The sequence below is a fragment of the Enterocloster sp. OA13 genome, from assembly GCF_022440595.1.
Lineage (GTDB): Bacteria > Bacillota > Clostridia > Lachnospirales > Lachnospiraceae > Enterocloster > Enterocloster hominis.
Window position 1 is genome coordinate 6,599,980 of sequence record NZ_JAKNTF010000001.1, and the last position, 25,157, is coordinate 6,625,136.

A 25,157-nucleotide genomic window follows, 5' to 3' on the forward strand; every position below is an offset into this window, starting at 1 on the left:
AACTGCCTGCATACTGCCTGTTCATTCCCTTAGACGAAGGAATGTTTCATATAAATCCAGTGCCCCGTATCCCCATTCACGGTTGGGATATGACAGCGCTGGATTTCTTCTTGCCCCGCGGATCAGATATGCTTTGATGGATGCCTCGCTCATGGTGATGTTATGTCCCTCCACAATTCCCCAGCTCAGAAGGTTTGCAACAGCCCCGGCCACATGGGCAGCTGCCACGGAGGTGCCTGTGCGGGTGGTCATGGGTACTGCGGCAGCTCCGGCAGGCCCAATCCCCCGCCCGACAGCAGGTCCTGCAATATTGACCCCGGGAGCAGCGATATCGGGTTTGACCAGCCCGCCCACGGTATAGCCCCGGCTGGAATGGATGTAAATACTGTTATTTAAATGATTATAAGCCCCAACCGTAATGGGAGAAGCCGTATTGCCTGGCAAGGTGATGGTGGTATATGGGTTTGGGGAAAGGAATACGGTCTCATCGGATATCAGGCCCTGGGATGGAAGCCACAGATGGAACTGTCCGGTCAGGTACTGCGTATTGAATACACGTATTTTCCAGATTCCGGTAGTGGGAGCCTGGAAACGCATGAAAATCAATTGTTTTCCGGAGCCAGCTTCAATCAGCTGGTAATTCACGGTAATGACCGTGGGTTCCAGCAGGAAAGGGATAGAGGTTTCATTTCCGGCAATAATAGGAATACGGCTTATGATTTCTCCGCTGGGGGAAATGAAGCCGACCGAGTAGGTATCTGCGGTGGAAGCCCACAGTTCCACAACGAATCCCAGTTCTGATTCCGGCTGTCCCACACGTATCTCCACGTCATCCCATTCCTGTCCGCTGGGAATGGTACCTTCATAGTGGTGTCCCAGCCCGGTTTCATTGCCCGCCGCAATGACAGTTGCCGCGCCCAGGCTCCGGCTGATATCCTGAAGCGTAATACTTAAGGGTGAGGTCCCTTCGTGGCTTCCAAGGTTGGAACCCAGGCCCAGAAGGATGACCATGGGTTTCCTCAGGCGGTAGGCTTCCACGCGCAGGTATTTGATCCCCATCATGATGTCATTTTCCTGATAGGCATCCGCGTCACTTCGGACAAGATAAAAGTCACGGAGATACTGTTTGGCTGGTTTCAGTTTCACCACCACCAGTTCGCTTTCAGGCGCGGCCCCGGTAAAATCCTGGGCCGGCAGCTGACCGCCTGCTGCAATGCCTGCCAAGAAGGTCCCGTGCCCATTGGTATCAGTGGAGGGGACCAGGGCCAGCGGGGTGTCAGAGGCCAGGGCAGCATTAATCTGTTCCCGCGTATATTCAGTCCCATAAGACGCGCCGCTGCCTGGATAACGGTCAGGTACACCGGGAGGAAGGATGTCCTTGTCTTCAGGCAGGCTCTGGTCCCAGATGCTGTTTATCCTGGTGGTGCCGTCCGGGTTTTGGAACAGGGGATTGGTATAATCGATACCTGTGTCTATCAGGCCGATGAGTACGCCGCGCCCGCGGTTGCCCAGGGCAGGAGAGGCAAATGTGGAAGTAATGCCGGATACTTCCATGCTGGAACTGTCCAGGAGACTGAACAGCCCGGGCACACTGTAGTATGAATATTTGCGCAGGGAGATAGGCAGCACTGTGTCTAAAGGCGTATAGATGATGTTGTAATCCGGGCTGACATAATCTATACAGGGAATATCAGCCGCGTTCCCTACAATCTGCTGCTGGCTTCCATAGCGATAGATAAAATCTGCGATTGATTCTGAGGCTGAATTGAATGGGCAGTCTGCCATGACACACCTCGTACAGGACATTTGATATTAGTATATGCTGATTTTTAGAAACCTTTCACTGGACGGCTGTGTGAAACCATAGTAAAATGAAAGAAAAGCGTGGAAAGGAAGGCTGGTTTATGATATATGGCTGGATAATAGGCGGTCTGACAGCACTGGACCTTGGGATAAAAAGTGTGGTAGAAGGGCAGGAGGATGGGACATTTCCAAGGGAGCTGCCAAACTCCCGGGGGATGATTAAGCTTCATAAGAACCATAATTCCGGTTTCCCATTTGGATTTCTCAAGGAACGGCCGGAACTGGTAAAGGTGGTCCCGCTGATGGTCATATCCGCCATGGCAGGCGCATTGTGCTCCCTTTTGCAGGGAAAAGGAAAGACAGCACAGAAGCTGGGGCTTTCCATCATCATAGGAGGCGCCCTCAGCAATCTCTATGACCGTCTGGTGCGCGGGTATGTGGTGGATTATTTTTCCATAGAGTGGAACCGGCTTAAGAAAGTGGTATTCAACCTGGGGGACATGTTCGTGTTCCTGGGCAGCGCTGTCATCGTGGCGGAGCAGGTGGTGCTAAGCCTGGCGGAGACAGCGGGAAAGGTCAGGAAAAAGTAATCCCTGACTGGTGGATTAGCAGAAGATGATTGGATTCCGGAATGCTTCCGGATAAGGGGAACAGGCGCCTGCGGCAAAGCGGGCGCCTGTTCCTGGTTTAACGGCAGGTTTTGGCCGTGGGTTGTGGTTTTGGACCTGTTTAAACTGATTTTAGCTGATTTGAACTGTTTTTAGCTTATCATCCCGCCGATGGTCCCGCCCAGCGCGCATACACCCATGACAGTGACAGAGCGTTCCATGTCAATGGGAGAGCCCATGTTCATGGCCCAGGATACGGCAAACAGGACCACAAAATAAAACAGGCCGGACAAAAGCCCCCAGAAGAACCGGCGCTGGCGGATTCCCTTTCCGGCCAGCAGGCCGCCGGCCAGGCAGGTGACGAAGTACACTGCAAATACCATGAGATTTACCTGTCCCTCTTTCAGATGCAGTTTATACAGGGCAAATGCCAGGGCGGCCAGGAGGATTCCGGACAGCACATAGGAGATGAGCAGGGAGCGGATCATGGGTTTTACGATGCCATTTTCCATAGGATTGTTCTCCTTCATAAGAATCTATGTTGAAGTATATTCCCGGGGGCGCCATTAATATGACAAACCTTTATAATTTACCGTTGCAAGGGGCTTTAACCTGTGTTATAATTTCAAGGAATTATATTTTGGATAAGAGGAGGTGCCGTAATATGAAGCACGTTAAGACATTGAATACGAATACCTTAAAAGACACCATGAAGAAGGGTGGCTGCGGCGAGTGCCAGACTTCCTGCCAGTCAGCATGTAAGACATCCTGCACGGTTGGCAACCAGAGCTGTGAGAACGCGAACCGCTGATACACAGGTGTGTATGGCGCAGTACTGATTTGAGATACGTACAGGAATTTGGTAGAAAGCCCCTATGGTCGATGGGATTATAGGGGCTTTGCCACGCAAAGGAGTTGGGGCTTGCCCCTTAGAAAGAGAGAGTAGATCCGTGATTCATCAATTTATAAATAATGGTTACCATATCATACTGGATGTGAACAGCGGTTCCGTCCATGTGGTGGACCCGGTTGTGTATGATGCTGTGGAAGTGGTATCAGGGCTGGTTCCTGAGATGGAAAAGCCGGAGCCCCTGTCAGCCAAAGTCAAATCAGATGTATTTGACCGCCTGTGGGGCAGATATACCCCTGAGGAGCTGGGGGAGGCGCTGGAGGATATCCAGGAGCTGATTGATATGGAACAGCTTCTGACAAAGGACATTTACCATGATTTCGTGGTGGATTTTAAAAAGCGTAAGACCGTGGTCAAGGCATTGTGCCTCCATATTGCCCATGACTGTAACCTGGCCTGCCGCTACTGTTTTGCAGAGGAAGGCGAGTACCATGGCCGCCGCGCCCTGATGAGCTATGAGGTGGGGAAAAAGGCCCTGGATTTCCTCATTGCCAATTCCGGTAACAGGGAACACCTGGAGGTGGATTTCTTTGGCGGCGAGCCGCTTATGAACTGGGACGTGGTAAAACGCCTGGTGGAATACGGCCGTTCTAAGGAAGAGGAGTTCCACAAGAAATTCCGTTTTACCATCACCACCAACGGTGTGCTGCTTAATGACGAGATTATGGATTTCTGCAATAAGGAAATGAGCAATGTGGTCATGAGCCTGGATGGACGCAAGGACGTCAATGACAGGATGCGGCCCTTCCGCAATGGAAGCGGCAGCTATGAACTGACGGTCCCCAAGTTCCAGAAGTTTGCAAAGAGCAGGGGCCAGAAGGATTACTATGTCCGCGGGACATTTACAAGGAACAACCTGGACTTTGCGGCAGATGTGCTCCACTACGCGGACCTGGGCTTTGAGCAGATGTCCATGGAACCGGTTGTTTCTGACCCGGCTGAGGATTATTCCATCCGCCAGGAGGATATCCCGGCCATCCTGGCTGAGTATGATAAGCTGGCCCTGGAGTATATCAGGCGTAAGAAGGAAGGAAGGGGATTTAATTTCTTCCACTTCATGCTGGATCTGACAGCAGGTCCCTGCGTTGCCAAGCGCATGGCGGGATGCGGTTCCGGCACCGAGTACCTGGCAGTCACGCCATGGGGGGATTTCTATCCCTGCCACCAGTTTGTGGGTCAGGAGCAGTTCCTTATGGGCAACGTGGACACGGGCATCGTGAATACGGATATCAGGGATGAATTCAAGACGTGCAATGTGTATGCAAAGCCGGGCTGCAAGGACTGTTTTGCAAGGTTCTACTGCAGCGGCGGATGTTCAGCCAATGCATACAACTGCAGCGGTTCCATTAACGGCGCTTACGAAATCGGCTGTGAGATGCAGAAAAAGCGTATTGAGTGCGCCATCATGATTAAAGCTGCACTTGCAGATGACGAGGCTTAATGATATGAAATATCAGGTAATAACAAAGGACGGAAAGGCAAAACGGGCCAGGATGGAGACAGTCCACGGCGTCATTGAGACACCGGTATTCATGAATGTGGGGACGGTGGGCGCAATCAAGGGCGCTGTGTCCACGGATGATCTGCGTGAAATCAACACCCAGGTGGAACTGTCCAATACCTACCATCTTCACGTCCGCACAGGCGACAAGCTGATTAAGGAATTTGGCGGCCTGCACAAATTCATGAACTGGGACAGACCCATCCTTACGGATTCCGGCGGTTTTCAGGTATTTTCCCTGACCAAGCTGCGCAAAATCAAAGAGGAAGGCGTTTACTTCAATTCCCACATAGACGGCCATAAGATATTCATGGGGCCGGAGGAAAGCATGCAGATACAGTCCAATCTTGGCTCCACCATTGCCATGGCATTTGACGAATGTCCTCCCAGCCATGCAAGTGACGAATATATCCGCCAGTCCGTGGACCGCACCACAAGGTGGCTTCACAGGTGCAAGGAGGAGATGGCAAGGCTTAATTCCCTGCCGGATACCGTGAACCGTGAACAGCTTCTGTTCGGCATCAATCAGGGCGGTGTTGTGGATGAAATCCGTGTGGAACATGCCAGGACCATCCGGGAGATGAATCTGGACGGCTATGCGGTGGGCGGGCTTGCAGTGGGCGAGAGCCATGAGGAAATGTATCACATCCTGGATGTGACGGTCCCCCATCTGCCGGAAGAAAAGCCGGTCTATCTTATGGGTGTGGGAACGCCGGCCAACATCCTGGAGGCAGTGGACCGGGGAGTGGATTTCTTTGACTGTGTCTATCCATCCAGGAACGGACGGCATGGCCATGTGTACACCAACCACGGCAAGCTGAACCTTTTCAACCAGAAATACGAACTGGATCCAAGACCCATTGAAGAGGGCTGCGGCTGTCCGGCCTGCCGTTCCTACAGCAGGGCCTACATCCGCCATCTGCTGAAAGCAAAAGAAATGCTGGGAATGAGATTATGTACCTTGCATAATTTGTATTTTTATAATACAATGATGAAAGAGATTCGCGACGCCATCGAGGAGCACCGCTACGCAGAGTACAAAGCGGCCAAGCTTGCAGGCATGGAAAGCTCCGCCAAGGCTAATGAATAATAAACTACTGTGGCGAGGCGGCAGTAGGTATGAAGGAGGAAAATAAGAATGAATACAAGTAGTCCGATCTTCTGGATTCTCTATATTGTTCTTCTGGGTGGTATGTTATACTTCATGGCAATCCGTCCTCAGAAGAAGGAGAAGCAGAGACAGCAGCAGCTGCTCAACAGTGTTGCAGTAGGTGACACCATACTGACCAGCAGCGGATTTTACGGCGTCATCATTGACATGACGGATGATACCGTAATTGTCGAATTCGGCAACAACAAGAACTGCCGTATTCCTATGCAGAAGGCTGCCATTGTTCAGGTAGAGAAAGCGGAAGCCTGATCATGACACGAAACCCGGGGCCCTGTCCCGGGTTTTCTGATATATATCGCATTATTTCATATCAATGCCTGACAGGAGGAAAACTGGATGATTAAGAATATAGTCTTTGACATGGGGCAGGTGCTGGTCAGCTATGTGGGGAACCTGGTGTGCCAGATATACATAGAGGATGAGCAGGAGAGGAAGGATGTAAGCACATCCGTATTTGTCTCGCCGGAATGGATTCTTCTGGACATGGGCGTCATGTCCGAGGAAACAGCCCTTCGGAAGATGCAGGAGCGCCTGGACACGGAGCGCAAGCGCGAACAGGCTGAATGGTGTTTCCGGCACTGGCATGAGTATAACATGAAACCCAAAGAGGGGATGGCGGAAGTGGTACAGTGGCTTAAATCCATGGGCTATGGCATTTACCTCTGTTCCAATGCATCGGTCCGTCTTCTTAATTGCTACAAAGAGGTAATCCCGGCCATTGACTGTTTTGACGGCGTTCTGTTCTCTGCAGAGGTGCAATGCCTGAAGCCGCAGAAGGAGATGTACCAGCACCTGTTTGACCGTTTCCATCTAAATCCGGAAGAGTGTTTCTTTGTGGATGACCTGAGCCTGAATATCGAAGGCGCCCGCAAGTGCGGGATGGACGGGTATTGCTTTGAGGATGGGGACGTGGATAAGCTGAAGACGGTCCTGGCATCCCTCAACCGGTAGAAGGCCGGTGCGCAGTACCTACATATATGTATAGAGGAAGTTAGACTTGGAAGAGTATGTAGATAGAAGAGTATGTAGATGGAAGAGTATGTACATAGAATAATCCATAAGGGATACATAGAAAAAGCTCCGCACCTTTCGGTACGGAGCAATTTTCTTAGGATTTCGGATTTTCAAAAAGGGTTGAAGGATAGTTGTTAAATATTCGTGCATCTCTTATGTACTTAGTATAGCATGCAATCCTCCAGAATGTTTGAATGTTCCTTGAATAGATTATTAAGAAATTCTTAAAATTGGCCTATACGCCGTAAAGCCTGAAATTACGTCATGTTATGCACACTGACAGTATTTTCGGGTATTTTTTTGCGGAAAATCAGTATTATCAGGAAAAGACAGGTAATGTTTATGGATAAGATGGGAAATTTGAACAGTGGATAATCAGATGAAGATATTTGAGATAGGAGGATATGGGATGAACGTGGAGGGGTGGATTTAGGGCAGGGAAATATAGGACAGGGTAGTATAGGATAGGGAAATATAGGATAGGGAAATATAGGACCGGGTAGTATAGAAGAGGGAAATATAAAATAGAAAAGTATAAGAATAGAAAGGTTAAAGATAGAAAAATATGAAACAGAGAGAGGATTAACAAAAAAGCCAGGGGATTGACCCTGACATAAGTTACCATGAGTATAGCTCCCTTGTCATGTGCCTGCTCATCACTTGGCCCATAAACGGGGGGATGGCCCGGTCTGGTCCGCCCTTATGAGCGCCAGTACCGGGCCGCGTCATCTCTGACTGAAACCAATATATCATAGTTTGGGTTGAAACTCAATAGAAGTCAGATAATCGTAATGAAGCGTAATATTTCTTACAAAAAAGGTGGGACATTGCGAAAGAAAGTATGAAGGAAAGATAGCCTGCAGACGGGACTGACACTTACAGAATAAAATACTTACAGAATAAAACATTTACGGAATAAAATACCTGAAAAACAAGAAACCCACCGGATACATCAGTACCAATGTATCCAGGTGGGTTTTACCAGTGGAAGTAATGGGGCTCGAACCCATGACCTTTCGCGTGTGAGGCGAACGCTCATCCCAGCTGAGCTATACTTCCGTCCATGAGAATATTATAGCACGATAAGGCGGAATTACAAGAGGATATTCCCACAAATGTAAAAAATTTGCAGACTAACGGTTTTATCCTGACTGGAGTCAGGACAGATAATTTGCATAAAAATTTTATGATTTCTGAATATTGTACTTTCTGCTATATTATAGTATTATGATATCAAATCAATTGGGGGATAAAAACAAAAAAGGAGGTATTTCTGTGCAGCGTTTTGAAGATTTGAAAAAGATGATGGATGTGGCTTCCGGACGGAGGAAGGCATCTTTGGTCCTGAAACACGGGACAATCGTGAATGTCTTTACTGAGAAGACAGAGGTGGCCGATATAGCCATTGAGGACGGATACATAGCAGGAATCGGGGAATATGATGGGGAAGAGAATGTGGACATGACAGGCCGATATATATGCCCGGGGTTCATTGACGGACATATCCACATTGAGAGTTCCATGGTGTCCCCTCCGGAATTTGAAAAGGCGGTACTGCCCCATGGGACAACGGCAGTCATTGCCGACCCTCATGAGATTGGCAATGTGGCGGGCTGCCAGGGCATTGATTATATGCTGGAGGCAACAGCCGGTCTGGATCTGGACGTATACATCATGATGCCTTCCTGCGTGCCTTCCACGGGACTGGATGAATCAGGGGCAGTGCTGGGGGCGGCTGATATAAAACCATATTATGACAACCCGCGTATACTGGGACTGGCTGAGGTGATGGACTCCGTGGGTGTGGTTGGGGGATTGAAGGACCTTCTGGATAAGATAGGGGAGGCTGCGTACCGGGATAAGGTGATAGACGGTCATGCGCCCTTCCTGGGAGGAAAGGCGCTTAACGCATATGTCTGTTCCGGCGTCCTGTCGGACCATGAATGTTCTGACATCAGTGAGGCCCTTGAAAAGCTGGGTCGGGGTCAGTGGATCATGATAAGGGAGGGAACGGCAGCCAGGAACTTAGAGGCCCTGATGCCGCTTTTTGAGGCGCCCTACTATGAGCGCTGTATGCTGGTGACGGATGACAAGCATCCAGGCGACCTGATTTCCATAGGACATATTGATTATATCATCCGGAAGGCGGTTTCCCTTGGCGCGGACCCCATAAAGGCCATAAAGATGGGAACTTATAATGCTGCGCGGTATTTTGGGCTGAAGGACAGGGGCGCCGTGATGCCGGGAATGCGTGCGGATCTGGCTGTACTGGAAAATCTCGTTGATTTTTGCGTGACCCGCGTATATAAGGATGGTATACTGGCAGCGGAAAACGGAAGATGCCTGCATGAAAAGCCGGATAGAAGCCGGGAACTGGAACAGGCCTATCCTGCTGTATTCGATTCCTTCCATATGGATGAGGTTATGTTAAACGATATTGCATATGAAAAAAAGGGGAATATGCAGAGGGTAATCCAGTTCAAGCCCCATGAGCTTCTGACGGAAGAGCGGATTGTGCCATGGCAGGAACATACGGAGGGAACCGCGCCGGGAGTCAGTTTAAAGTCCGATATAGTAAAGGCGGCTGTTTTTGAACGCCACCTGCATACGGGACACACAGGAATCGGTTTTATCGGCGGATACGGTCTTAAAAACGGTGCGGTAGCCACCAGCGTGGCCCATGACTCCCACAATCTGATTGTCATAGGAACCAATGATAATGACATGGTCCTGGCGGCCAACACGGTCAGACGGAATAAAGGCGGCCTTGCCGTTGCAGTGGACGGACAGGTGGCAGGGGAACTGGCCCTTCCGATCGGAGGCATCATGACCGGGGCATCGGTCCATGAGGTGGAGGAACAACTGGAGAACCTGAAGCAGAAAACACTGGAGTTAGGAATCAGCGCGGATATAGATGCGTTCATGACATTGGCCTTCGTCAGCCTGCCGGTCATCCCGAAACTCAGGATTAATACATATGGGGTGATAGATGTGGAGCGGCAGGAGGTTGTGGAGGCGTCCTTCTGATCAGGCATCCTTTTATTTGTTAGCGGTATTTTCCCAGGCTATCCCCGGCCACAGTGGAACCGAATCCATTTCCGGAGAATATCCTAATAAAAAAAGGAGAATATCGTGATGTGAATCAGGCAAGAGAAGACATAAATTGTGACATCGTATATTCCATGGGAATCACGGGGAAAGGGGTTGGTGTCGCGGTCCTGGACACCGGCGTTTATCTCCATGAGGATTTTAAAGATAGAGTAACAGCGTTTGCTGATTATGTAAACCATAGGACCCAGCCTTATGATGACAACGGGCATGGGACCCATATATCAGCCATTATAGGAGGGAGCGGCGTTTCCTCCGAGGGAAAGTACAGGGGGGTGGCGCCTGGGAGCAGCATCATATCAGTCAAGGTGCTGGACCACAAGGGAAATGGATATGCCTCCGATGTACTGGCAGGATTAAAATGGATAAGGGAACACAAAGAGGAATACGGTATCCGTATTGTGAACATTTCCGTGGGGTCCCTTTCCAGACGGGATATGACAGAGAACTCCATATTGGTGCGGGGAGTCAATGCGGCCTGGGATGATGGGCTGGTTGTTGTTGTGGCAGCCGGGAACCATGGTCCGGGCCGTATGACCATTACCACGCCTGGCATCAGCAGGAAGGTCATTACGGTGGGATGTTCAGACGACCATAAGGAGGTGGATGTGATGGGCAGCCGGATGGTGGATTATTCAGGCCGCGGGCCGACCCTGGCATGCGTGTGCAAGCCGGATATCGTTGCCCCTGGTTCCGGTATCGTCAGCTGCTGCAATGAACCGGGGCGGTATTTCTCAAAATCAGGGACCAGTATGTCCACGCCCCTGGTATCCGGGGCAATCGCCCTCTTACTGGAAAAGCACCCGGAAATGAGCAATAAGGATGTGAAGCTGCGCATCCGGGAACGGGCCGTGGACCTGGGCCTGCCCCATAACCAGCAGGGATGGGGCAAGCTGGACGTGGCGCGGCTGCTGGAAGACTGAAGAAGGGCAGGCCGGATGCGGCGCTGCTTTTGACAGACTGAGGGATGGATATGCGGAGGCGGGGGATTCCCTACGCCTCCCAGCGTCCCGATGCCCCGCAGGGCAGCACCAGCCCGGTCCTGGTTACCGGAAGCCCTACTTCCTGGGCATTGACCGCACCGCCAAAGCGCGGGATTACTTCCACGCCCAGCATGTAACTCAGGACAGCAGGTGCAAGCCCTGTGGTATAGGAATTGATTAAAAAGAACAGCGGCCTGTCTGAGAGTAGCTGCACGCACAGCTTGACAAGCGGATGGATGGCATCCTCTATCTTCCAGATTTCACCCTTGGGCCCGCGTCCGTAAGACGGCGGGTCCATTATGATTGCATCGTAGTGGTTGCCTCTTCTGATCTCGCGTTCCACAAACTTTACACAGTCATCCACAATCCAGCGGATGGGGGCGTCTGACAGGCCGGAGGAAGCTGCATTTTCCTTGGCCCAGCCCACCATGCCCTTGGAGGCGTCCACATGGGTGACGCTGGCGCCGGCCTTGGCAGCGGCCAGGGTTGCGCCTCCTGTATAGGCAAAGAGGTTAAGGACCTTAACCGGTCCTGCGGCCTTCCTTATCCTGTCACCGAACCAGTCCCAGTTTGCGGCCTGTTCCGGGAACAGCCCTGTGTGCTTGAAGCTGAAGGGCTTCAGGTTAAATGTAAGCCCCTTGTATCCAACGGACCACTGCTCCGGTAAATCAAAAAATTCCCACTCGCCTCCGCCTTTGCTGCTGCGGTGGTAATGGCCGTTCATGTGCTTCCAGCCTTTGTGGTCCTTAGGGGTATCCCAGATAACCTGAGGGTCTGGCCGGACCAGCAGATATTTCCCCCATCGTTCCAGTTTTTCGCCCTGTGAGCAGTCTATCACTTCATAATCCTTCCAATCATCGGCAAGCCACATAGTATTCATAACCTCATTTCCTTTTAATATCAGATCTAACAACATATTACAGAGTATAGTCTAAATCATGCGGCTGCGTCAAGCATGGACAGAAGCTATTTGCAGGCATTTTCATGTTAAAAGAAAAATTAAAGCCTATCGTAAATAAATTGAAAGATAAATAAGGTTGAATAATTGAGGGAGCCTTGATACAATATACCTTAGGATTGCCGGAATATCGGACGGGGTGCCGGCATGGCTGGAGTGGGTTGAAGGTTGATTTCCGCACCAGAGCACATGGGAAGAGGAGCTGAGCATATGAGAAAACAAACAGTGGCAGTGTGGGTACTGGCAGCGGTGCTGTCTTTCGGTACGGCCACAATTTCAGCCCTGGCAGCAGAAGGTTGGGCTCAATCAGGAAGCAGCTGGGTATATTATGATTCCAATGGAAACCAGGTATATAACACATGGAAAAAGGGCGCGGACAACCAGTGGCGTTACGTCAACGGGGAAGGCGTCATGGCAACTAATGCCTGGGTTGATTCCGACTATTACGTGGACAGCAACGGCATCATCCTGACTGATAAGTGGTTAAAGCTTACCAGCGATGAGGGTGAATATGAGTGGTATTATTTTGGAAGCAGCGGTAAGATGATGACCGATGCATGGAAGAAGATTGATAACAAGTGGTACCATTTTTCCGGGGACGGCCGCATGGAACTGGGTTGGATACTGGATGATATGTATTACACGGGAACGGATGGCGTCATGAGGACGGGATGGCAGAAGTTAGAGCCTCCGGATGAGGATGACGATAACCGCAACAAGGTGACTCCTGGAATTGACAGCGTGACGGATGATGACGGCAAGTACTGGTTCTATTTCTCCTCCAGCGGCAAGAAGTTCGTGCCTGACAGCTCAGACGGCGATTACACGGCCCGCAAGATAGACGGTACCTATTATTGTTTTGATGAAGTGGGAGCCATGCAGACGGGCTGGAAGAAGGTGTGCTCCACCTCTTCTGATGATACCATTGAGGATTACATGTATTTCGGGGCCGATGGAAAGGCAAGGATTGGATGGTACTCCATTGAACCGCCGGAGGATTTAGAAGGGTATGAAGGCGATGTGGAGTGGTTTTATTTTACCAACAGCGGAAAGCCCAGGGCTGCTGATTCCGAGCGCCTGACCACCAATGACATCGTGAAACTGAATGGTAAATCCTATCTGTTCAACCACCTTGGCAATCCGGTCTATGGCCTGAAGAAAGTATACCTTGGCTCAGGAGATGACAACTGGACCTCCTTCTACTTTGGCGACAAAGAGAAGAGCTGTGTGCAGAAGGGGAAGATTAAGGTTACGGAGGATGACGGCAACAAGTCTGATTTCTATTTCTCAGACAATGGCCGCGGCTATAATGGCGTAAAGGATAACTACCTATATTATAAAGGAAAGCTTCAGAAAGCCACGGATGGACAGAAGTATGTGTGCTATGAGGTGGATAACAGGAATTACGTGGTCAATTCATCCGGTAAGGTCATGAAGAATGCAAAGGTAAAGAACAGTGACGGTGTTAAGTTTGTTACCAATGCCAGCGGACAGCTGATGTCTGCGGATGAGGATACGGATGTGGATGCTTATGCAACAGAACCCATGGAACCATATTGCACGGAATGATTAATATAATAAGACCAGGAAAGACTTCTGATTATACAGAGGTCTTTTCTTTTGGCTCTTTTATAAAAAAGGTTATAAAAAAATGCATGAATAAAAAATAAAAAAGTACTTGCATTTATAAAAGAAATGTGCTAATATAACAAGGCTGTGGCATGATAGCGTTGAAGCGAGAGGTTGCTGCCCACAAAGTGAGGCAGGTTTTCCGTGGAGCGAATGTCAAGTTAGGAAACTGGCGACAAGTCACTGTACCAATTAAAGAAACTGCAGGATAATCAGCAGAATCAGTGTGGAGTTCTTTTAGGACACACACGGAAACGTGTACAGTCACCGCTTGTCGTACTTGGTTTAAAAGTGCGAAAAGGAGGCGACTTTTTTTATGGCAAGTCAAGTAATGAGAATCACTTTAAAGGCTTATGATCATCAGTTAGTAGATCAGTCTGCCGGCAAAATCATCGAGACTGTAAAGAAGACAGGATCACAGGTGAGCGGACCGGTGCCGTTACCAACCAAGAAAGAGGTAGTAACCATTCTGCGTGCTGTTCATAAGTACAAAGATTCCAGAGAGCAGTTCGAACAGAGGACCCACAAGAGGCTCATCGACATCACTGCTCCGAGCCAGAAGACAGTTGATGCACTGTCCAGACTGGAAATGCCGGCTGGCGTGTACATCGACATCAAGATGAAGACCAAATAAGGTCGGACAATGTTTATATCCTGAAGGGTTTAAATATAGAAGCAACACTGCATTTCCTGTTGAGGAATCAACATACCGCACCTTTTGCCTGTGAAGGCAGGGGGATGACCCAGAAGCGGTTCATAGTGTTCCACGTATATTAAGACTGTTCTAGGATGAATGCGAAAGCATTCCGCTGTAGATCATGAAACAGGAGGTAAGACAATGAAGAAAGCGATTTTAGCAACAAAAGTCGGAATGACCCAGATCTTCAATGAGAATGGTGCGTTAGTTCCGGTAACCGTACTTCAGGCAGGACCTTGTGTGGTAACACAGGTTAAGACAGCTGAGAACGATGGTTACAAAGCAGTACAGGTTGGTTTTGTTGACAAGAGGGAAAAACTGGTCAGCAAGCCACTGAGGGGCCACTTTGATAAGGCCGGAGTTTCTTATAAGAGATATGTAAGGGAATTCAAGTTTGAGAATGCAGAAGAGTATTCTGTAAAGGATGAGATTAAGGCAGATATCTTCGCTGCAGGCGATAAGATTGATGCAACCGCTATTTCCAAGGGTAAAGGCTTCCAGGGCGCCATCAAGAGATATGGACAGCACAGAGGACCCATGGCTCATGGTTCCAAGTTCCATCGTCATCAGGGTTCCAACGGTTCCGCTACCACACCAGGCCGCGTATTCAAGGGCAAAGGTATGCCAGGCCACATGGGCAGCAAGAAGATTACCGTCCAGAACCTGGAGGTTGTTAAGGTTGATACCGATAATAACCTGATTCTGGTGAAGGGCGCAGTACCAGGACCTAAGAAGAGCCTGGTAACAATCAAAGAAACCGTTAAGGTTGAAAGGTAAGCTTTTATAGGAAAGGAGGAACACACAGATGGCAAACGTATCTGTTTACAATATGGAAGGTAAAGAAGTTGGCACATTAGAACTGAACGATGCCGTGTTCGGTGTAGAAGTTAACGAGCACCTGGTACATCTTGCAGTTGTTGCACAGCTTGCTAATAAGCGTCAGGGAACACAGAAAGCAAAGACACGTTCTGAGGTTTCCGGCGGCGGCAGGAAACCGTGGAGACAGAAAGGAACCGGTCATGCAAGACAGGGTTCAACCAGGTCTCCTCAGTGGAAGGGCGGCGGCGTGGTATTCGCTCCCACACCAAGGGATTACACAATCAGACTGAACAAGAAGGAAAAGAGGGCAGCACTTAAGTCCGCACTCACAAGCCGTGTTCAGGCTAACAAGTTCATTGTTGTAGATGAGCTGAAGTTTGATGAGATCAAGACCAAGAAGTTCCAGGGCGTAATGGACAGCCTTAAGGTTAACAAGGCGCTGGTTGTGCTGGCTGACAATGACCAGAACACAGTATTATCCGCAAGGAACGTTGCAGACGTTAAGACTGCACAGGTTGACTCCATCAATGTATACGACATTCTGAAGTACAACACAGTAGTGGCAACCAAGGCTGCTGTTGCATCCATCGAGGAGGTGTACGCATAATGGCAGATATTAAGTACTATGACGTCATTTTAAAACCAGTTATTACTGAGAAGAGCATGAACGCCATGACAGACAAGAAGTATACTTTCATGGTCCATGTAGATGCCAATAAATCCATGATTAAAGAAGCTGTTGAGAAGATGTTCCCAGGCACCAAGGTTGAGACTGTGAACACCATGAACTGTGAAGGAAAGGTCAAGAGAAGAGGAACCACCTTCGGCAGGACAGCTGCTTCCAAAAAGGCAATCGTAAAGCTGACAGAAGACAGCAAGGAAATAGAGATTTTCCAGGGGCTGTAAGCACTTAGTGAGGTATCTCACGAACTTAGTGTGAACGCCGTTCCCGAGACTTAGCGAGGTCTTTTCGAGCTTAGTCGAGCGGAACCCGCTCCCCGTTGGATGCACCTTAATCCAACAAACCCAAAACCCGCCGGGCATCCCCGGCCGGAGAACTTATACGGCATCCCATTCACAGGGGACATCCCAGATATCCCGTCCAGAACCGCATGCCGTGAAAAGAAAATGAAAAGGAGTAAAATGTCATGGGAATTAAGAAGTATAATGCTTATACACCTTCCAGAAGACATATGACCGGCTCTGATTTCAAGGAAATCACCAAGACCACCCCAGAAAAGTCTCTGGTAGTTTCCCTGAACAAGAACGCAGGTCGTAACAATCAGGGTAAAATCACTGTCCGTCACAGAGGCGGCGGCAGCAGAAGAAAATACAGGATCATTGATTTCAAGAGAAACAGCAAGGATGGTATCCCGGCAACCGTTATCGGTATCGAGTACGATCCAAACAGAACCGCCAACATTGCACTGATCTGCTACGCAGACGGTACCAAGTCTTATATCCTGGCTCCACAGGGCTTAACTGATGGAATGAAGGTTGTAAGCGGCGATACAGCAGAGGCAAAGCTTGGCAACTGTATGCCGCTGTACCACATCCCGGTTGGTACACAGGTACACAACATTGAGTTATATCCTGGCAAGGGCGGCCAGTTAGTCCGTTCCGCCGGTAATGCAGCACAGCTGATGGCTAAGGAAGGCAAGTATGCCACCTTACGTTTACCTTCAGGTGAAATGAGAATGGTTCCAATCATCTGCCGCGCAACAATCGGTGTTGTTGGCAATGGTGAACACTCCCTGATCAACATTGGTAAAGCTGGTAGAAAGCGCAACATGGGTATCAGACCAACAGTCCGCGGTTCCGTAATGAACCCTAACGACCATCCACACGGTGGTGGTGAAGGTAAGTGTGGTATCGGACGTCCAGGTCCATGCACACCATGGGGCAAGCCTGCTCTGGGTCTGAAGACCAGAAAGAAAAACAAGCAGTCTAACAAGTTGATCGTAAGAAGACGTGATGGCAGAACCATCAAATAGTTAAAGGAGGTTAAGAACACATGGCTCGTTCACTGAAAAAAGGACCATTTGCAGACGCGCATCTGTTAAAGAAAGTAGACGCAATGAATGCAGCAGGACAGAAGCAGGTAATTAAGACCTGGTCCCGCCGTTCTACAATCTTCCCACAGTTTGTTGGTCATACAATTGCAGTTCATGACGGTAGGAAACACGTTCCGGTATATGTAACCGAAGATATGGTAGGACATAAACTGGGCGAATTCGTAGCAACCAGGACCTACAGGGGTCACGGAAAAGACGAGAAGAAATCCGGCGTGAGAAAGTAATTCACGGGTAAATTGAAAGGAGGTTTTACCAATGGCAAAAGGACATAGATCCCAAGTCAAGAGAGAGAGAAATGCCCAGAAGGACACAAGACCAAGCGCAACACTGTCTTACGCTAGAGTGTCTGTCCAGAAGGCTTGTTTCGTATTAGATGCCGTTAGAGGCAAAGATTTAGAAACCGCACTTGGTATTGTAACTTACAATCCCAGATATGCTTCCAGCTTAGTTAAGAAGTTACTGGAATCAGCAGCAGCAAATGCTGAGAACAATAACGGAATGGATAGGTCAAAACTTTACGTAGAGGAATGCTACGCAAACCAGGGCCCAACCATGAAGAGAGTCAGACCGAGAGCTCAGGGACGTGCTTACAGGATCGAGAAGAGAATGAGCCACATCACTGTTGTTCTGAATGAGAGATAGGAGGCAAATATGGGACAGAAAGTTAATCCACACGGCTTAAGGGTCGGTGTTATTAAAGACTGGGATTCCAAGTGGTATGCAGAAGCTGATTTTGCTGACTGCCTGGTTGAAGATTATAATATTAGAAAGTTCCTGAAGAAGAGACTGTTCAGTGCCGGTATTTCCAAAATCGAGATTGAGCGTGCTTCCGACAGGGTGAAGGTCATCATCTATACCGCTAAGCCAGGCGTGGTTATCGGTAAGGGTGGTTCTGAGATTGAGAAGTTAAAGAAAGAAGTCCAGAAGCTGACTGATAAGAAACTGTTTGTAGACATCAAGGAAATCAAGCGTCCGGATAAGGATGCACAGCTGGTTGCAGAGTCCATCGCATCACAGCTTGAGAACCGTGTTTCCTTCCGCCGCGCAATGAAGTCCACCATGGGCAGGACCATGAAGGCTGGCGTTAAGGGCATCAAGACTGCTGTTGCTGGCCGTCTTGGCGGTGCAGATATTGCACGTACCGAGTTCTACAGCGAGGGTACAATCCCGCTTCAGACATTAAGAGCAGATATTGACTATGGTTTCGCAGAAGCAGATACAACCTACGGCAAGCTTGGCGTTAAGGTTTGGATCTACAAGGGCGAAGTACTTCCTACTAAAGGAAACAAGGAAGGGAGCGATAAATAATGTTAATGCCTAAGAGAGTTAAGCGTCGTAAACAGTTCCGTGGATCTATGGCCGGTAAAGCTTTAAGAGGCAATACGATTTCTAACGGTGAGTTCGGTTTAGTCGCTACTGAGCCATGTTGGATTAAGTCAAACCAGATTGAGGCAGCCCGTGTTGCCATGACCCGTTACATTAAGCGTGGTGGTAAAGTCTGGATTAAGATTTTCCCCGATAAACCTGTAACAGCAAAGCCAGCAGAAACCCGTATGGGTTCCGGTAAAGGCGCTCTGGAGTACTGGGTAGCAGTTGTAAAGCCAGGCCGCGTATTATTTGAAATCGCTGGTGTACCAGAGGAAACAGCTAGGGAAGCTCTGCGTCTTGCAATGCACAAGCTGCCATGCAAGTGTAAGATTGCTTCTAAAGCAGATTTAGAAGGCGGTGATAACAGTGAAAACTAATAAGTTTGTAGAAGAATTAAAGAATAAGTCAGCAAACCAGCTGAATGAAGAGTTAGTAGCTGCGAAGAAGGAACTGTTCAATTTAAGATTCCAGAATGCAACCAATCAGTTAGATAACACATCCAGAATCAAGGAAGTACGCAAGAATATTGCCAGGATCCAGACTGTTATCACTGAGAAGGCTAATGCTTAATGAAAGGAGAACTTACCGTGGAAAGAAATTTAAGAAAAACCCGTACCGGTAAAGTGGTTAGCAATAAAATGGACAAAACCATTGTTGTAGCAATCGAGGACCACATTAAACACCCACTGATCGGTAAGATCGTTAAGAAAACCGTTAAGTTAAAAGCTCATGACGAGAAGAATGAATGCGGCATCGGTGATAAAGTTAAAGTAATGGAAACAAGACCACTGTCCAAGGATAAGAGATGGAGACTTGTTGAAGTTATCGAGAAAGCAAGATAATTGAGATGAGGAAGGAGTAACAGGTATGGTTCAGCAGGAAACAAGACTTAGGGTTGCCGACAATACCGGTGCAAAAGAACTTCTCTGCATCCGTGTATTAGGTGGTTCAACCAGAAGATATGCCAATATCGGTGATATCATCGTTGCTTCCGTTAAAGATGCAACACCAGGCGGTGTTGTAAAGAAGGGCGATGTTGTAAAAGCTGTGGTTGTGCGCACGAAAAAAGGCGCCCGTCGTAAAGATGGTTCTTACATCAAGTTTGATGAGAACGCAGCAGTAATTATTAAGGATGACAAGACTCCAAGAGGAACTCGTATCTTTGGGCCTGTAGCAAGAGAATTAAGAGACAAACAGTTCATGAAGATTGTCTCCTTAGCTCCAGAAGTATTATAAGGGGGTGTCCACTGTGCATAAAATCAAAAAAGACGACTTAGTAGTCGTAATCGCAGGTAAAGATAAAGATAAGCAGGGTAAAGTAATCTCTGTTGATACAAAGAAGAATAGGGTTCTGGTTCAGGGCTGCAATATGATTACCAAGCACACAAAGCAGGCTCCTGGCAATCCACAGGGCGGCATCGTGAATCAGGAAGCTCCTATTGATATCTCCAATGTAATGCTGGTAGTTGACGGCAAGGCAACCAGGGTCGGCTTTGAAGTAAAAGACGGCAAGAAGGTTCGCGTGGCAAAGAAGACTGGCAAAGTGATTGATTAATTCAGGAGAGGAGGAAATAAACGTTGGCTAGATTAAAAGAACAGTATCAGAGCGAGATGGTAGACGCACTGATGAAGAAATTTGGATATAAGAACGTTATGCAGGTGCCGAAGCTTGATAAGATTGTTATCAACATGGGCGTAGGCGAAGCAAAAGAAAATGCCAAGGTCCTGGATTCAGCTGTAAGAGATCTGGAAATCATCTCCGGTCAGAAGGCTATTACCACCAAGGCTAAGAAGTCCATCGCTAACTTCAAACTCCGTGAAGGCATGGCAATCGGCTGCAAGGTAACCCTGCGCGGCGAGAGGATGTATGAATTCCTTGACCGTCTGGTAAACCTGGCACTGCCTCGTGTACGTGACTTTAGAGGTGTTAACCCTAACGCATTTGATGGCAGAGGAAACTATGCGCTCGGTATCAAAGAGCAGCTGATTTTCCCTGAGATTGAGTACGACAAAGTTGACAAGGTAAGAGGTATGGATATTATCTTCGTTACCACCGCTAAGACTGACGAAGAAGCTCGTGAACTTTTGACATTATTCAACATGCCGTTTGCAAAATAGTTAGGAGGAAACTTTTCATGGCTAAGACTTCAATGAAGATTAAACAGCAGCGTCCGGCTAAATTCTCTTCCAGAGAGTACAACCGCTGCAGAATCTGCGGCCGCCCACATGCTTATTTAAGAAAATACGGTATCTGCCGTATCTGTTTCCGTGAGTTAGCATACAAGGGTCAGATTCCCGGCGTTAAGAAAGCTAGCTGGTAGGCATTGAGCACTTAGTGAGGTCTTTCACGAGCTTAGTGCGAAAGCCCGTCCCGAGACTTGGCGAGGTTTTTTCGAGCCTAGACGAGTGGACGAAGCAAGAGAATATTTATAGAGAAGGAGGCATTTTAAAATGACAATGAGCGATCCGATTGCAGATATGCTTACAAGAATCCGTAATGCAAACACTGCAAAACATGATACAGTAGACGTACCTTCATCCAAGATGAAATTAGCTATCGCTGATATCCTGGTAAAAGAGGGTTATGTTGCAAAGTACGACATGGTAGAGGACGGCGGTTTCCAGACCATCAGAATCACCCTGAAGTACGGTAAAGATAAAAACGAGAAAATCATTTCCGGTATTAAGAGAATCTCCAAACCAGGCCTGCGTGTATACGCAAACAAGGAAGAGCTTCCCAAAGTACTGGGTGGACTTGGCACCGCAATCATTTCCACCAACCAGGGTGTGATTACGGATAAAGAAGCACGTCAGTTAGGCGTTGGCGGCGAAGTGCTGGCATTTGTATGGTAAGGAAACTTCGATGCTGCTAAGCTCGAAAAGACCTCGCTAAGTACCGCGAAGTGCTTTCACACGTAAGCGCCTAGAGAACAGGCGCCAAGTGTTCAATGCAACTGAAAACAGAAGGAACGCCTAAGTTCCTTCCGAAAATTTAAGTAGGAGGTAAAGGCATGTCACGTATCGGTAGAATGCCAGTTGCGGTTCCGGCAGGTGTTACTGTCACAATCGCAGAAGGAAATAAAGTGACTGTAAAAGGTCCAAAAGGAACATTGGAGAGAGAACTCCCAGTAGAGATGTCCATCGAGCAGAAGGATGGACAGATAATCGTAAGCAGACCAAATGATTTAAAGAGAATGAAATCTTTACATGGCCTGACCAGAACCCTGGTTAACAACATGATCCATGGTGTTACGGAAGGGTATGAGAAGGTCCTGGAAGTAAATGGTGTCGGTTACAGGGCAGCTAAGCAGGGCAAGAAGCTTACTCTGAACCTGGGCTATTCCCATCCGGTGGAGATGGAAGATCCTGAAGGTATCGAGACTGTCTTAGAAGGACAGAACAAGATTACCGTTAAAGGTATCAGTAAAGAAAAAGTTGGCCAATACGCTGCTGAAATCAGAGACAAGAGAAGACCTGAGCCATACAAGGGCAAGGGTATCAAGTATGCTGACGAAGTGATCAGACGTAAAGTTGGTAAGACTGGTAAGAAATAATTAAGGAGAGTGTAAAAATGGTTAACAAACAGTCAAGAAGCGAAGTTCGCGTAAAGAAACACAACAGAATGCGTAACCGTTTTGCTGGCACAGCAGAGAGACCGCGTCTGGCAGTGTTCAGAAGTAATAATCATATGTATGCTCAAATTATCGACGATACGGTTGGTAACACTTTAGTTGCTGCTTCCACAGTTGAGAAAGAAGTTAATGCTGAACTGGAGAAGACAAACGACAAGGCAGCTGCAGCATATGTAGGTACAGTAATCGCAAAGAGGGCCCTTGAAAAAGGTATCAAGGAAGTTGTTTTCGATAGAGGCGGCTTTATATATCAGGGCAAAGTTCAGGTATTAGCAGACGCAGCCCGCGAGGCTGGTCTGGATTTCTAAGAGAGGAGAACAAGCATGAAGCGTACAATTATTGATGCCAGTCAGATGGAACTGAATGATAAGGTAGTGGCAATCAAGAGAGTATCCAAGACTGTTAAAGGTGGACGTACCATGAGATTTTCCGCTCTGGTAGTAGTTGGTGATGGTAACGGCCATGTCGGCGCCGGTTTAGGCAAGGCAGGCGAGGTTCCTGAAGCCATCCGCAAAGGTAAAGAAGCCGCAATTAAGAATCTGGTAGAAATTCCAGTTGATGAGAATAAGAGTATCCCACATGATTTTATTGGTAAATTCGGAAGTGCAGCTGTTCTGTTAAAGAAAGCTCCGGAAGGTACCGGTGTTATCGCAGGAGGTCCTGCGCGTTCCGTACTTGAGATGGCAGGAATTAAGAACATCCGTACAAAGTCCTTAGGTTCCAACAACAAGACGAACGTAGTCCTGGCAACCCTTGCTGGCCTGACTTCACTGAAGACACCAGAAGAATTTGCAAGACTGCGCGGCAAATCTGTGGAAGAAATTGTAGGCTAATAGGAGGAGAAAGACATGGCAGAGAAATTAAAAATCACATTAGTCAAGTCCCCTATCGGTGCTGTTCCAAAGCAGAAGGCAACTGTTGTGGCTCTTGGCCTGAACAAGATGCACAAGACAGTTGAGATGCCAGATAATGGCGCTGTCAGAGGCATGATTGCAAGCGTAAGACATTTAGTAAAAGTTGAAGAAATCTAATCAGATAAAGTAAGGAGGTGCAGTCATGGAATTGTCAAATTTACAGCCTGCTGCAGGTTCAAAGCATAGCGATAATTTTAGAAGAGGCCGTGGCCACGGTTCAGGTAATGGTAAGACCGCTGGTAAGGGCCACAAAGGTCAGAAGGCCCGTTCAGGGGCAACAAGACCTGGCTTTGAAGGCGGACAGATGCCTTTATACAGGCGTATCCCAAAGCGTGGTTTCACCAATATGAATTCTAAGACTATTGTAGGTATTAACGTAAGCGCACTGGAGCGGTTCGACAATGATGCTGAAGTTACAGTTGAGACTTTAATCGAGGCCGGCATTGTTAAGAATCCAAGAGATGGTGTTAAGATCCTTGGAAATGGAGAATTAACCAAAAAGCTGACCGTTAAGGTTAATGCATTCAGTGAAGGTGCAAAATCTAAAATCGAAGCTTTAGGTGGAACCTGCGAGGTGATCTAATGTTTAAAACGATCAGAAATGCATTTAAGGTAAAAGAGCTTCGGGCTAAGATCCTCTATACCTTTATGATGCTGGTAGTCATCCGTTTTGGATGCCAGCTTCCGATTCCGGGAATACAGACAACATTCTTTGCGGATTGGTTCGCGAAACAGACAACGGATGTGTTTGGCTTCTTTAATGCCATGACAGGTGGTTCATTTTCATCCATGTCCATCTTTGCACTGAGCATTACGCCATACATCACATCTTCAATCATCATCCAGCTGCTTACCATAGCCATTCCTAAACTGGAAGAGCTGCAGAAGGACGGTGAGGACGGAAGAAAAAAGATTCAGGAATACACCCGATACACCACGGTGGCCCTGGCGCTGATTGAATCAAGCGCCATGGCTATCGGCTTCGGCCGGCAGGGACTTCTCCTTGATTACAATGCCTGGAACATCATCATCGCCATCGTCACCATGACAACGGGCAGTGCCCTCTTGATGTGGATTGGTGAGCAGATTACTGAAAAGGGCGTTGGAAACGGTATCTCAATCGTACTGTTATTCAACATCCTCTCCAGCGTGCCCAATGACGTAAGAAGCCTTTATTACCGCTTTATCTTTGGACAGACCGTACTCAGGGCAGCGATTGCCATTGTACTGATTGCCCTTGTGATCCTGGCCATGGTTGTCTTTGTCATTGTGTTAAATGATGCAGAGCGGAGAATCCCGGTCCAGTACTCCAAGAAAATGGTTGGCCGTAAGATGGTTGGCGGACAGGCTTCCAACATCCCGCTGAAGATTAATACGGCGGGTGTCATGCCGGTAATCTTTGCATCTTCCATCATGTCATTCCCAGTTGTGATTGCCCAGTTCTTTACGGTGGATTACAGCTCAATCGGAGGCAAGATCCTGATGGTGCTCAATTCCGGCTCATGGTGCAGACCTGACGCTCCTGAGTATTCCATCGGTCTGGTGATTTATATTGCATTGCTGATTATGTTTGCTTACTTCTATACGTCCATTACCTTTAATCCGTTGGAAGTGGCTAATAACATGAAAAAGCAGGGAGGCTTCATACCGGGTATCCGTCCTGGCAAGCCAACCAGCGATTATTTAAATAAGATTTTGAATTATATTGTTTTCATTGGTGCATGCGGCCTGATTGTGATTGCGATTGTCCCGATCCTTGCGTCTGGTTTACTCAATGTGAGCCATATCTCATTTTCCGGAACATCCTTAATCATCATCGTGGGCGTTGTGCTTGAGACAATCAAAGCAGTAGAATCTCAGATGCTTGTGCGTTATTATAAGGGATTTTTGAACGATTAACAACCACAGTTGAATTAATCAATCTGCCTTTGTGGTATTCCACAAGGGCGGATTGATTGCGTTATAAG

General features: G+C 48.2%; 34 protein-coding genes and 1 tRNA gene. 31 read left to right on the forward strand and 4 right to left on the reverse strand.

Features of this window, described 5'->3' with window-relative positions; all coding sequences use genetic code 11:
- Positions 1 to 21: 21 nt before the first annotated feature.
- Complete coding sequence (locus tag MCJ35_RS29590) at positions 22 to 1,785, reverse strand: S8 family peptidase (protein WP_008726399.1); 1,764 nt, start codon at positions 1,783 to 1,785, stop codon at positions 22 to 24.
- A 119-nt stretch (positions 1,786 to 1,904) separates the two neighbouring features.
- Here MCJ35_RS29590 and MCJ35_RS29595 point away from each other — a divergent pair, with 119 nt between their 5' ends.
- Positions 1,905 to 2,393: a signal peptidase II gene (locus MCJ35_RS29595; protein ID WP_008726401.1), complete on the forward strand. Its 489-nt coding sequence runs from the start codon at positions 1,905 to 1,907 to the stop codon at positions 2,391 to 2,393.
- 170 nt (positions 2,394 to 2,563) lie between these two features.
- On the opposite strand, the gene MCJ35_RS29600 is transcribed toward MCJ35_RS29595, so the two are convergent.
- The gene (locus MCJ35_RS29600; RefSeq protein ID WP_008726403.1) at positions 2,564 to 2,923 is read right to left on the reverse strand and encodes a TIGR04086 family membrane protein; all 360 of its coding nucleotides are present in this window, start codon (positions 2,921 to 2,923) and stop codon (positions 2,564 to 2,566) included.
- A gap of 152 nt (positions 2,924 to 3,075) precedes the next feature.
- Between MCJ35_RS29600 and scfA the strand changes: the two genes are divergently transcribed.
- From scfA to MCJ35_RS29625, 5 genes are all read left to right on the forward strand, one after another.
- Positions 3,076 to 3,222 carry a six-cysteine ranthipeptide SCIFF gene (gene scfA / locus MCJ35_RS29605; RefSeq protein WP_002566540.1) on the forward strand — a complete coding sequence of 49 codons (147 nt, stop codon included), beginning with the start codon at positions 3,076 to 3,078 and terminating at the stop codon, positions 3,220 to 3,222.
- Positions 3,223 to 3,361: 139 nt separating this feature from the next.
- Entirely contained in the window at positions 3,362 to 4,762 is a 1,401-nt protein-coding gene (gene scfB, locus MCJ35_RS29610; RefSeq protein ID WP_008726404.1) for a thioether cross-link-forming SCIFF peptide maturase, read from the forward strand.
- Positions 4,763 to 4,766: 4 nt separating this feature from the next.
- Positions 4,767 to 5,912 carry a tRNA guanosine(34) transglycosylase Tgt gene (tgt, locus tag MCJ35_RS29615; RefSeq protein WP_025483893.1) on the forward strand — a complete coding sequence of 382 codons (1,146 nt, stop codon included), beginning with the start codon at positions 4,767 to 4,769 and terminating at the stop codon, positions 5,910 to 5,912.
- A 48-nt stretch (positions 5,913 to 5,960) separates the two neighbouring features.
- Entirely contained in the window at positions 5,961 to 6,242 is a 282-nt protein-coding gene (yajC, locus tag MCJ35_RS29620; RefSeq protein ID WP_008726406.1) for a preprotein translocase subunit YajC, read from the forward strand.
- Positions 6,243 to 6,329: 87 nt separating this feature from the next.
- Complete coding sequence (locus tag MCJ35_RS29625; protein WP_008726407.1) at positions 6,330 to 6,944, forward strand: HAD family hydrolase; 615 nt, start codon at positions 6,330 to 6,332, stop codon at positions 6,942 to 6,944.
- A gap of 1,048 nt (positions 6,945 to 7,992) precedes the next feature.
- Here the strand turns inward: MCJ35_RS29625 and MCJ35_RS29630 are convergent.
- Positions 7,993 to 8,066 (reverse strand) — tRNA-Val (locus MCJ35_RS29630).
- A gap of 243 nt (positions 8,067 to 8,309) precedes the next feature.
- Here MCJ35_RS29630 and ade point away from each other — a divergent pair.
- Both ade and MCJ35_RS29640 read left to right on the forward strand, forming a co-directional pair.
- On the forward strand, positions 8,310 to 10,034 hold the full coding sequence (ade, locus tag MCJ35_RS29635; RefSeq protein ID WP_275891745.1) for an adenine deaminase: 1,725 nt from the start codon (positions 8,310 to 8,312) through the stop codon (positions 10,032 to 10,034).
- A 110-nt stretch (positions 10,035 to 10,144) separates the two neighbouring features.
- Positions 10,145 to 11,038: a S8 family peptidase gene (locus MCJ35_RS29640; RefSeq protein WP_008726421.1), complete on the forward strand. Its 894-nt coding sequence runs from the start codon at positions 10,145 to 10,147 to the stop codon at positions 11,036 to 11,038.
- Between the two features lie 70 nt (positions 11,039 to 11,108).
- Here MCJ35_RS29640 and MCJ35_RS29645 read toward each other — a convergent pair whose 3' ends face one another.
- On the reverse strand, positions 11,109 to 11,969 hold the full coding sequence (locus MCJ35_RS29645) for a class I SAM-dependent methyltransferase (protein WP_025483891.1): 861 nt from the start codon (positions 11,967 to 11,969) through the stop codon (positions 11,109 to 11,111).
- A gap of 297 nt (positions 11,970 to 12,266) precedes the next feature.
- On the opposite strand from MCJ35_RS29645, the gene MCJ35_RS29650 reads away from it, so the two are divergent.
- The 23 genes from MCJ35_RS29650 to secY all read left to right on the forward strand — a co-directional run bounded on the left by MCJ35_RS29650 (position 12,267) and on the right by secY (position 25,089).
- Positions 12,267 to 13,625: a cell wall-binding protein gene (locus tag MCJ35_RS29650; RefSeq protein WP_025483890.1), complete on the forward strand. Its 1,359-nt coding sequence runs from the start codon at positions 12,267 to 12,269 to the stop codon at positions 13,623 to 13,625.
- A 376-nt stretch (positions 13,626 to 14,001) separates the two neighbouring features.
- A complete protein-coding gene (gene rpsJ, locus MCJ35_RS29655; protein ID WP_002566515.1) occupies positions 14,002 to 14,319 on the forward strand; it encodes a 30S ribosomal protein S10 in 318 nt (105 codons plus the stop codon).
- A 204-nt stretch (positions 14,320 to 14,523) separates the two neighbouring features.
- Positions 14,524 to 15,159 carry a 50S ribosomal protein L3 gene (gene rplC / locus MCJ35_RS29660; protein WP_025483887.1) on the forward strand — a complete coding sequence of 212 codons (636 nt, stop codon included), beginning with the start codon at positions 14,524 to 14,526 and terminating at the stop codon, positions 15,157 to 15,159.
- A gap of 28 nt (positions 15,160 to 15,187) precedes the next feature.
- Positions 15,188 to 15,808, forward strand: coding sequence for a 50S ribosomal protein L4 (gene rplD / locus MCJ35_RS29665; protein ID WP_008726425.1), 621 nt, complete (start codon positions 15,188 to 15,190; stop codon positions 15,806 to 15,808).
- The gene (rplW, locus tag MCJ35_RS29670; RefSeq protein WP_008726426.1) at positions 15,808 to 16,107 is read left to right on the forward strand and encodes a 50S ribosomal protein L23; all 300 of its coding nucleotides are present in this window, start codon (positions 15,808 to 15,810) and stop codon (positions 16,105 to 16,107) included. Before rplD ends, rplW begins: the two co-directional genes overlap by 1 nt.
- A gap of 242 nt (positions 16,108 to 16,349) precedes the next feature.
- Complete coding sequence (gene rplB / locus MCJ35_RS29675; protein ID WP_008726427.1) at positions 16,350 to 17,195, forward strand: 50S ribosomal protein L2; 846 nt, start codon at positions 16,350 to 16,352, stop codon at positions 17,193 to 17,195.
- Between the two features lie 20 nt (positions 17,196 to 17,215).
- Entirely contained in the window at positions 17,216 to 17,500 is a 285-nt protein-coding gene (gene rpsS, locus MCJ35_RS29680; RefSeq protein WP_008726428.1) for a 30S ribosomal protein S19, read from the forward strand.
- Positions 17,501 to 17,531: 31 nt separating this feature from the next.
- Positions 17,532 to 17,918, forward strand: a complete 387-nt coding sequence (rplV, locus tag MCJ35_RS29685) for a 50S ribosomal protein L22 (RefSeq protein ID WP_008726429.1) — start codon at positions 17,532 to 17,534, stop codon at positions 17,916 to 17,918.
- Positions 17,919 to 17,927: 9 nt separating this feature from the next.
- Positions 17,928 to 18,584, forward strand: coding sequence for a 30S ribosomal protein S3 (rpsC, locus tag MCJ35_RS29690; RefSeq protein WP_008726430.1), 657 nt, complete (start codon positions 17,928 to 17,930; stop codon positions 18,582 to 18,584).
- A complete protein-coding gene (gene rplP, locus MCJ35_RS29695; RefSeq protein WP_008726431.1) occupies positions 18,584 to 19,021 on the forward strand; it encodes a 50S ribosomal protein L16 in 438 nt (145 codons plus the stop codon). Before rpsC ends, rplP begins: the two co-directional genes overlap by 1 nt.
- On the forward strand, positions 19,011 to 19,214 hold the full coding sequence (rpmC, locus tag MCJ35_RS29700) for a 50S ribosomal protein L29 (RefSeq protein WP_025483884.1): 204 nt from the start codon (positions 19,011 to 19,013) through the stop codon (positions 19,212 to 19,214). The genes rplP and rpmC overlap by 11 nt, the downstream gene beginning before the upstream one ends.
- Positions 19,214 to 19,486, forward strand: coding sequence for a 30S ribosomal protein S17 (gene rpsQ / locus MCJ35_RS29705; protein ID WP_008726433.1), 273 nt, complete (start codon positions 19,214 to 19,216; stop codon positions 19,484 to 19,486). Before rpmC ends, rpsQ begins: the two co-directional genes overlap by 1 nt.
- Positions 19,487 to 19,511: 25 nt before the next feature.
- Positions 19,512 to 19,880 (forward strand): 50S ribosomal protein L14, encoded by a 369-nt coding sequence (gene rplN, locus MCJ35_RS29710; protein WP_008726434.1) that lies wholly within the window; start codon positions 19,512 to 19,514, stop codon positions 19,878 to 19,880.
- Between the two features lie 13 nt (positions 19,881 to 19,893).
- A complete protein-coding gene (rplX, locus tag MCJ35_RS29715; protein ID WP_008726435.1) occupies positions 19,894 to 20,199 on the forward strand; it encodes a 50S ribosomal protein L24 in 306 nt (101 codons plus the stop codon).
- A gap of 23 nt (positions 20,200 to 20,222) precedes the next feature.
- On the forward strand, positions 20,223 to 20,762 hold the full coding sequence (gene rplE / locus MCJ35_RS29720) for a 50S ribosomal protein L5 (RefSeq protein ID WP_007869322.1): 540 nt from the start codon (positions 20,223 to 20,225) through the stop codon (positions 20,760 to 20,762).
- 17 nt (positions 20,763 to 20,779) lie between these two features.
- On the forward strand, positions 20,780 to 20,965 hold the full coding sequence (locus MCJ35_RS29725) for a type Z 30S ribosomal protein S14 (protein ID WP_002604691.1): 186 nt from the start codon (positions 20,780 to 20,782) through the stop codon (positions 20,963 to 20,965).
- Positions 20,966 to 21,095: 130 nt separating this feature from the next.
- Entirely contained in the window at positions 21,096 to 21,497 is a 402-nt protein-coding gene (gene rpsH, locus MCJ35_RS29730) for a 30S ribosomal protein S8 (protein ID WP_008726436.1), read from the forward strand.
- 158 nt (positions 21,498 to 21,655) lie between these two features.
- Entirely contained in the window at positions 21,656 to 22,198 is a 543-nt protein-coding gene (gene rplF / locus MCJ35_RS29735; protein WP_008726437.1) for a 50S ribosomal protein L6, read from the forward strand.
- 17 nt (positions 22,199 to 22,215) lie between these two features.
- The gene (gene rplR / locus MCJ35_RS29740; protein WP_008726438.1) at positions 22,216 to 22,584 is read left to right on the forward strand and encodes a 50S ribosomal protein L18; all 369 of its coding nucleotides are present in this window, start codon (positions 22,216 to 22,218) and stop codon (positions 22,582 to 22,584) included.
- Positions 22,585 to 22,599: 15 nt separating this feature from the next.
- Positions 22,600 to 23,109, forward strand: a complete 510-nt coding sequence (rpsE, locus tag MCJ35_RS29745; RefSeq protein WP_008726439.1) for a 30S ribosomal protein S5 — start codon at positions 22,600 to 22,602, stop codon at positions 23,107 to 23,109.
- A 15-nt stretch (positions 23,110 to 23,124) separates the two neighbouring features.
- Positions 23,125 to 23,307, forward strand: coding sequence for a 50S ribosomal protein L30 (gene rpmD / locus MCJ35_RS29750; protein ID WP_008726440.1), 183 nt, complete (start codon positions 23,125 to 23,127; stop codon positions 23,305 to 23,307).
- Between the two features lie 25 nt (positions 23,308 to 23,332).
- Positions 23,333 to 23,773, forward strand: a complete 441-nt coding sequence (rplO, locus tag MCJ35_RS29755; RefSeq protein ID WP_008726441.1) for a 50S ribosomal protein L15 — start codon at positions 23,333 to 23,335, stop codon at positions 23,771 to 23,773.
- Entirely contained in the window at positions 23,773 to 25,089 is a 1,317-nt protein-coding gene (secY, locus tag MCJ35_RS29760) for a preprotein translocase subunit SecY (protein ID WP_008726442.1), read from the forward strand. The genes rplO and secY overlap by 1 nt, the downstream gene beginning before the upstream one ends.
- Positions 25,090 to 25,157 lie beyond the last annotated feature (68 nt).

Coding starts and splice junctions, on each gene's coding strand:
- MCJ35_RS29590 (WP_008726399.1), bottom strand. CDS start 1,785: ATGGCAGACTGCCCATTCAATTCAGCCTCAGAATCAATCGCAGATTTT.
- MCJ35_RS29595 (WP_008726401.1), top strand. CDS start 1,905: ATGATATATGGCTGGATAATAGGCGGTCTGACAGCACTGGACCTTGGG.
- MCJ35_RS29600 (WP_008726403.1), bottom strand. CDS start 2,923: ATGGAAAATGGCATCGTAAAACCCATGATCCGCTCCCTGCTCATCTCC.
- scfA (WP_002566540.1), top strand. CDS start 3,076: ATGAAGCACGTTAAGACATTGAATACGAATACCTTAAAAGACACCATG.
- tgt (WP_025483893.1), top strand. CDS start 4,767: ATGAAATATCAGGTAATAACAAAGGACGGAAAGGCAAAACGGGCCAGG.
- yajC (WP_008726406.1), top strand. CDS start 5,961: ATGAATACAAGTAGTCCGATCTTCTGGATTCTCTATATTGTTCTTCTG.
- MCJ35_RS29625 (WP_008726407.1), top strand. CDS start 6,330: ATGATTAAGAATATAGTCTTTGACATGGGGCAGGTGCTGGTCAGCTAT.
- ade (WP_275891745.1), top strand. CDS start 8,310: ATGATGGATGTGGCTTCCGGACGGAGGAAGGCATCTTTGGTCCTGAAA.
- MCJ35_RS29645 (WP_025483891.1), bottom strand. CDS start 11,969: ATGTGGCTTGCCGATGATTGGAAGGATTATGAAGTGATAGACTGCTCA.
- MCJ35_RS29650 (WP_025483890.1), top strand. CDS start 12,267: ATGAGAAAACAAACAGTGGCAGTGTGGGTACTGGCAGCGGTGCTGTCT.
- rpsJ (WP_002566515.1), top strand. CDS start 14,002: ATGGCAAGTCAAGTAATGAGAATCACTTTAAAGGCTTATGATCATCAG.
- rplC (WP_025483887.1), top strand. CDS start 14,524: ATGAAGAAAGCGATTTTAGCAACAAAAGTCGGAATGACCCAGATCTTC.
- rplD (WP_008726425.1), top strand. CDS start 15,188: ATGGCAAACGTATCTGTTTACAATATGGAAGGTAAAGAAGTTGGCACA.
- rplW (WP_008726426.1), top strand. CDS start 15,808: ATGGCAGATATTAAGTACTATGACGTCATTTTAAAACCAGTTATTACT.
- rplB (WP_008726427.1), top strand. CDS start 16,350: ATGGGAATTAAGAAGTATAATGCTTATACACCTTCCAGAAGACATATG.
- rpsS (WP_008726428.1), top strand. CDS start 17,216: ATGGCTCGTTCACTGAAAAAAGGACCATTTGCAGACGCGCATCTGTTA.
- rplV (WP_008726429.1), top strand. CDS start 17,532: ATGGCAAAAGGACATAGATCCCAAGTCAAGAGAGAGAGAAATGCCCAG.
- rpsC (WP_008726430.1), top strand. CDS start 17,928: ATGGGACAGAAAGTTAATCCACACGGCTTAAGGGTCGGTGTTATTAAA.
- rplP (WP_008726431.1), top strand. CDS start 18,584: ATGTTAATGCCTAAGAGAGTTAAGCGTCGTAAACAGTTCCGTGGATCT.
- rpsQ (WP_008726433.1), top strand. CDS start 19,214: ATGAAAGGAGAACTTACCGTGGAAAGAAATTTAAGAAAAACCCGTACC.
- rplN (WP_008726434.1), top strand. CDS start 19,512: ATGGTTCAGCAGGAAACAAGACTTAGGGTTGCCGACAATACCGGTGCA.
- MCJ35_RS29725 (WP_002604691.1), top strand. CDS start 20,780: ATGGCTAAGACTTCAATGAAGATTAAACAGCAGCGTCCGGCTAAATTC.
- rpsH (WP_008726436.1), top strand. CDS start 21,096: ATGACAATGAGCGATCCGATTGCAGATATGCTTACAAGAATCCGTAAT.
- rplF (WP_008726437.1), top strand. CDS start 21,656: ATGTCACGTATCGGTAGAATGCCAGTTGCGGTTCCGGCAGGTGTTACT.
- rplR (WP_008726438.1), top strand. CDS start 22,216: ATGGTTAACAAACAGTCAAGAAGCGAAGTTCGCGTAAAGAAACACAAC.
- rpsE (WP_008726439.1), top strand. CDS start 22,600: ATGAAGCGTACAATTATTGATGCCAGTCAGATGGAACTGAATGATAAG.
- rpmD (WP_008726440.1), top strand. CDS start 23,125: ATGGCAGAGAAATTAAAAATCACATTAGTCAAGTCCCCTATCGGTGCT.
- rplO (WP_008726441.1), top strand. CDS start 23,333: ATGGAATTGTCAAATTTACAGCCTGCTGCAGGTTCAAAGCATAGCGAT.
- secY (WP_008726442.1), top strand. CDS start 23,773: ATGTTTAAAACGATCAGAAATGCATTTAAGGTAAAAGAGCTTCGGGCT.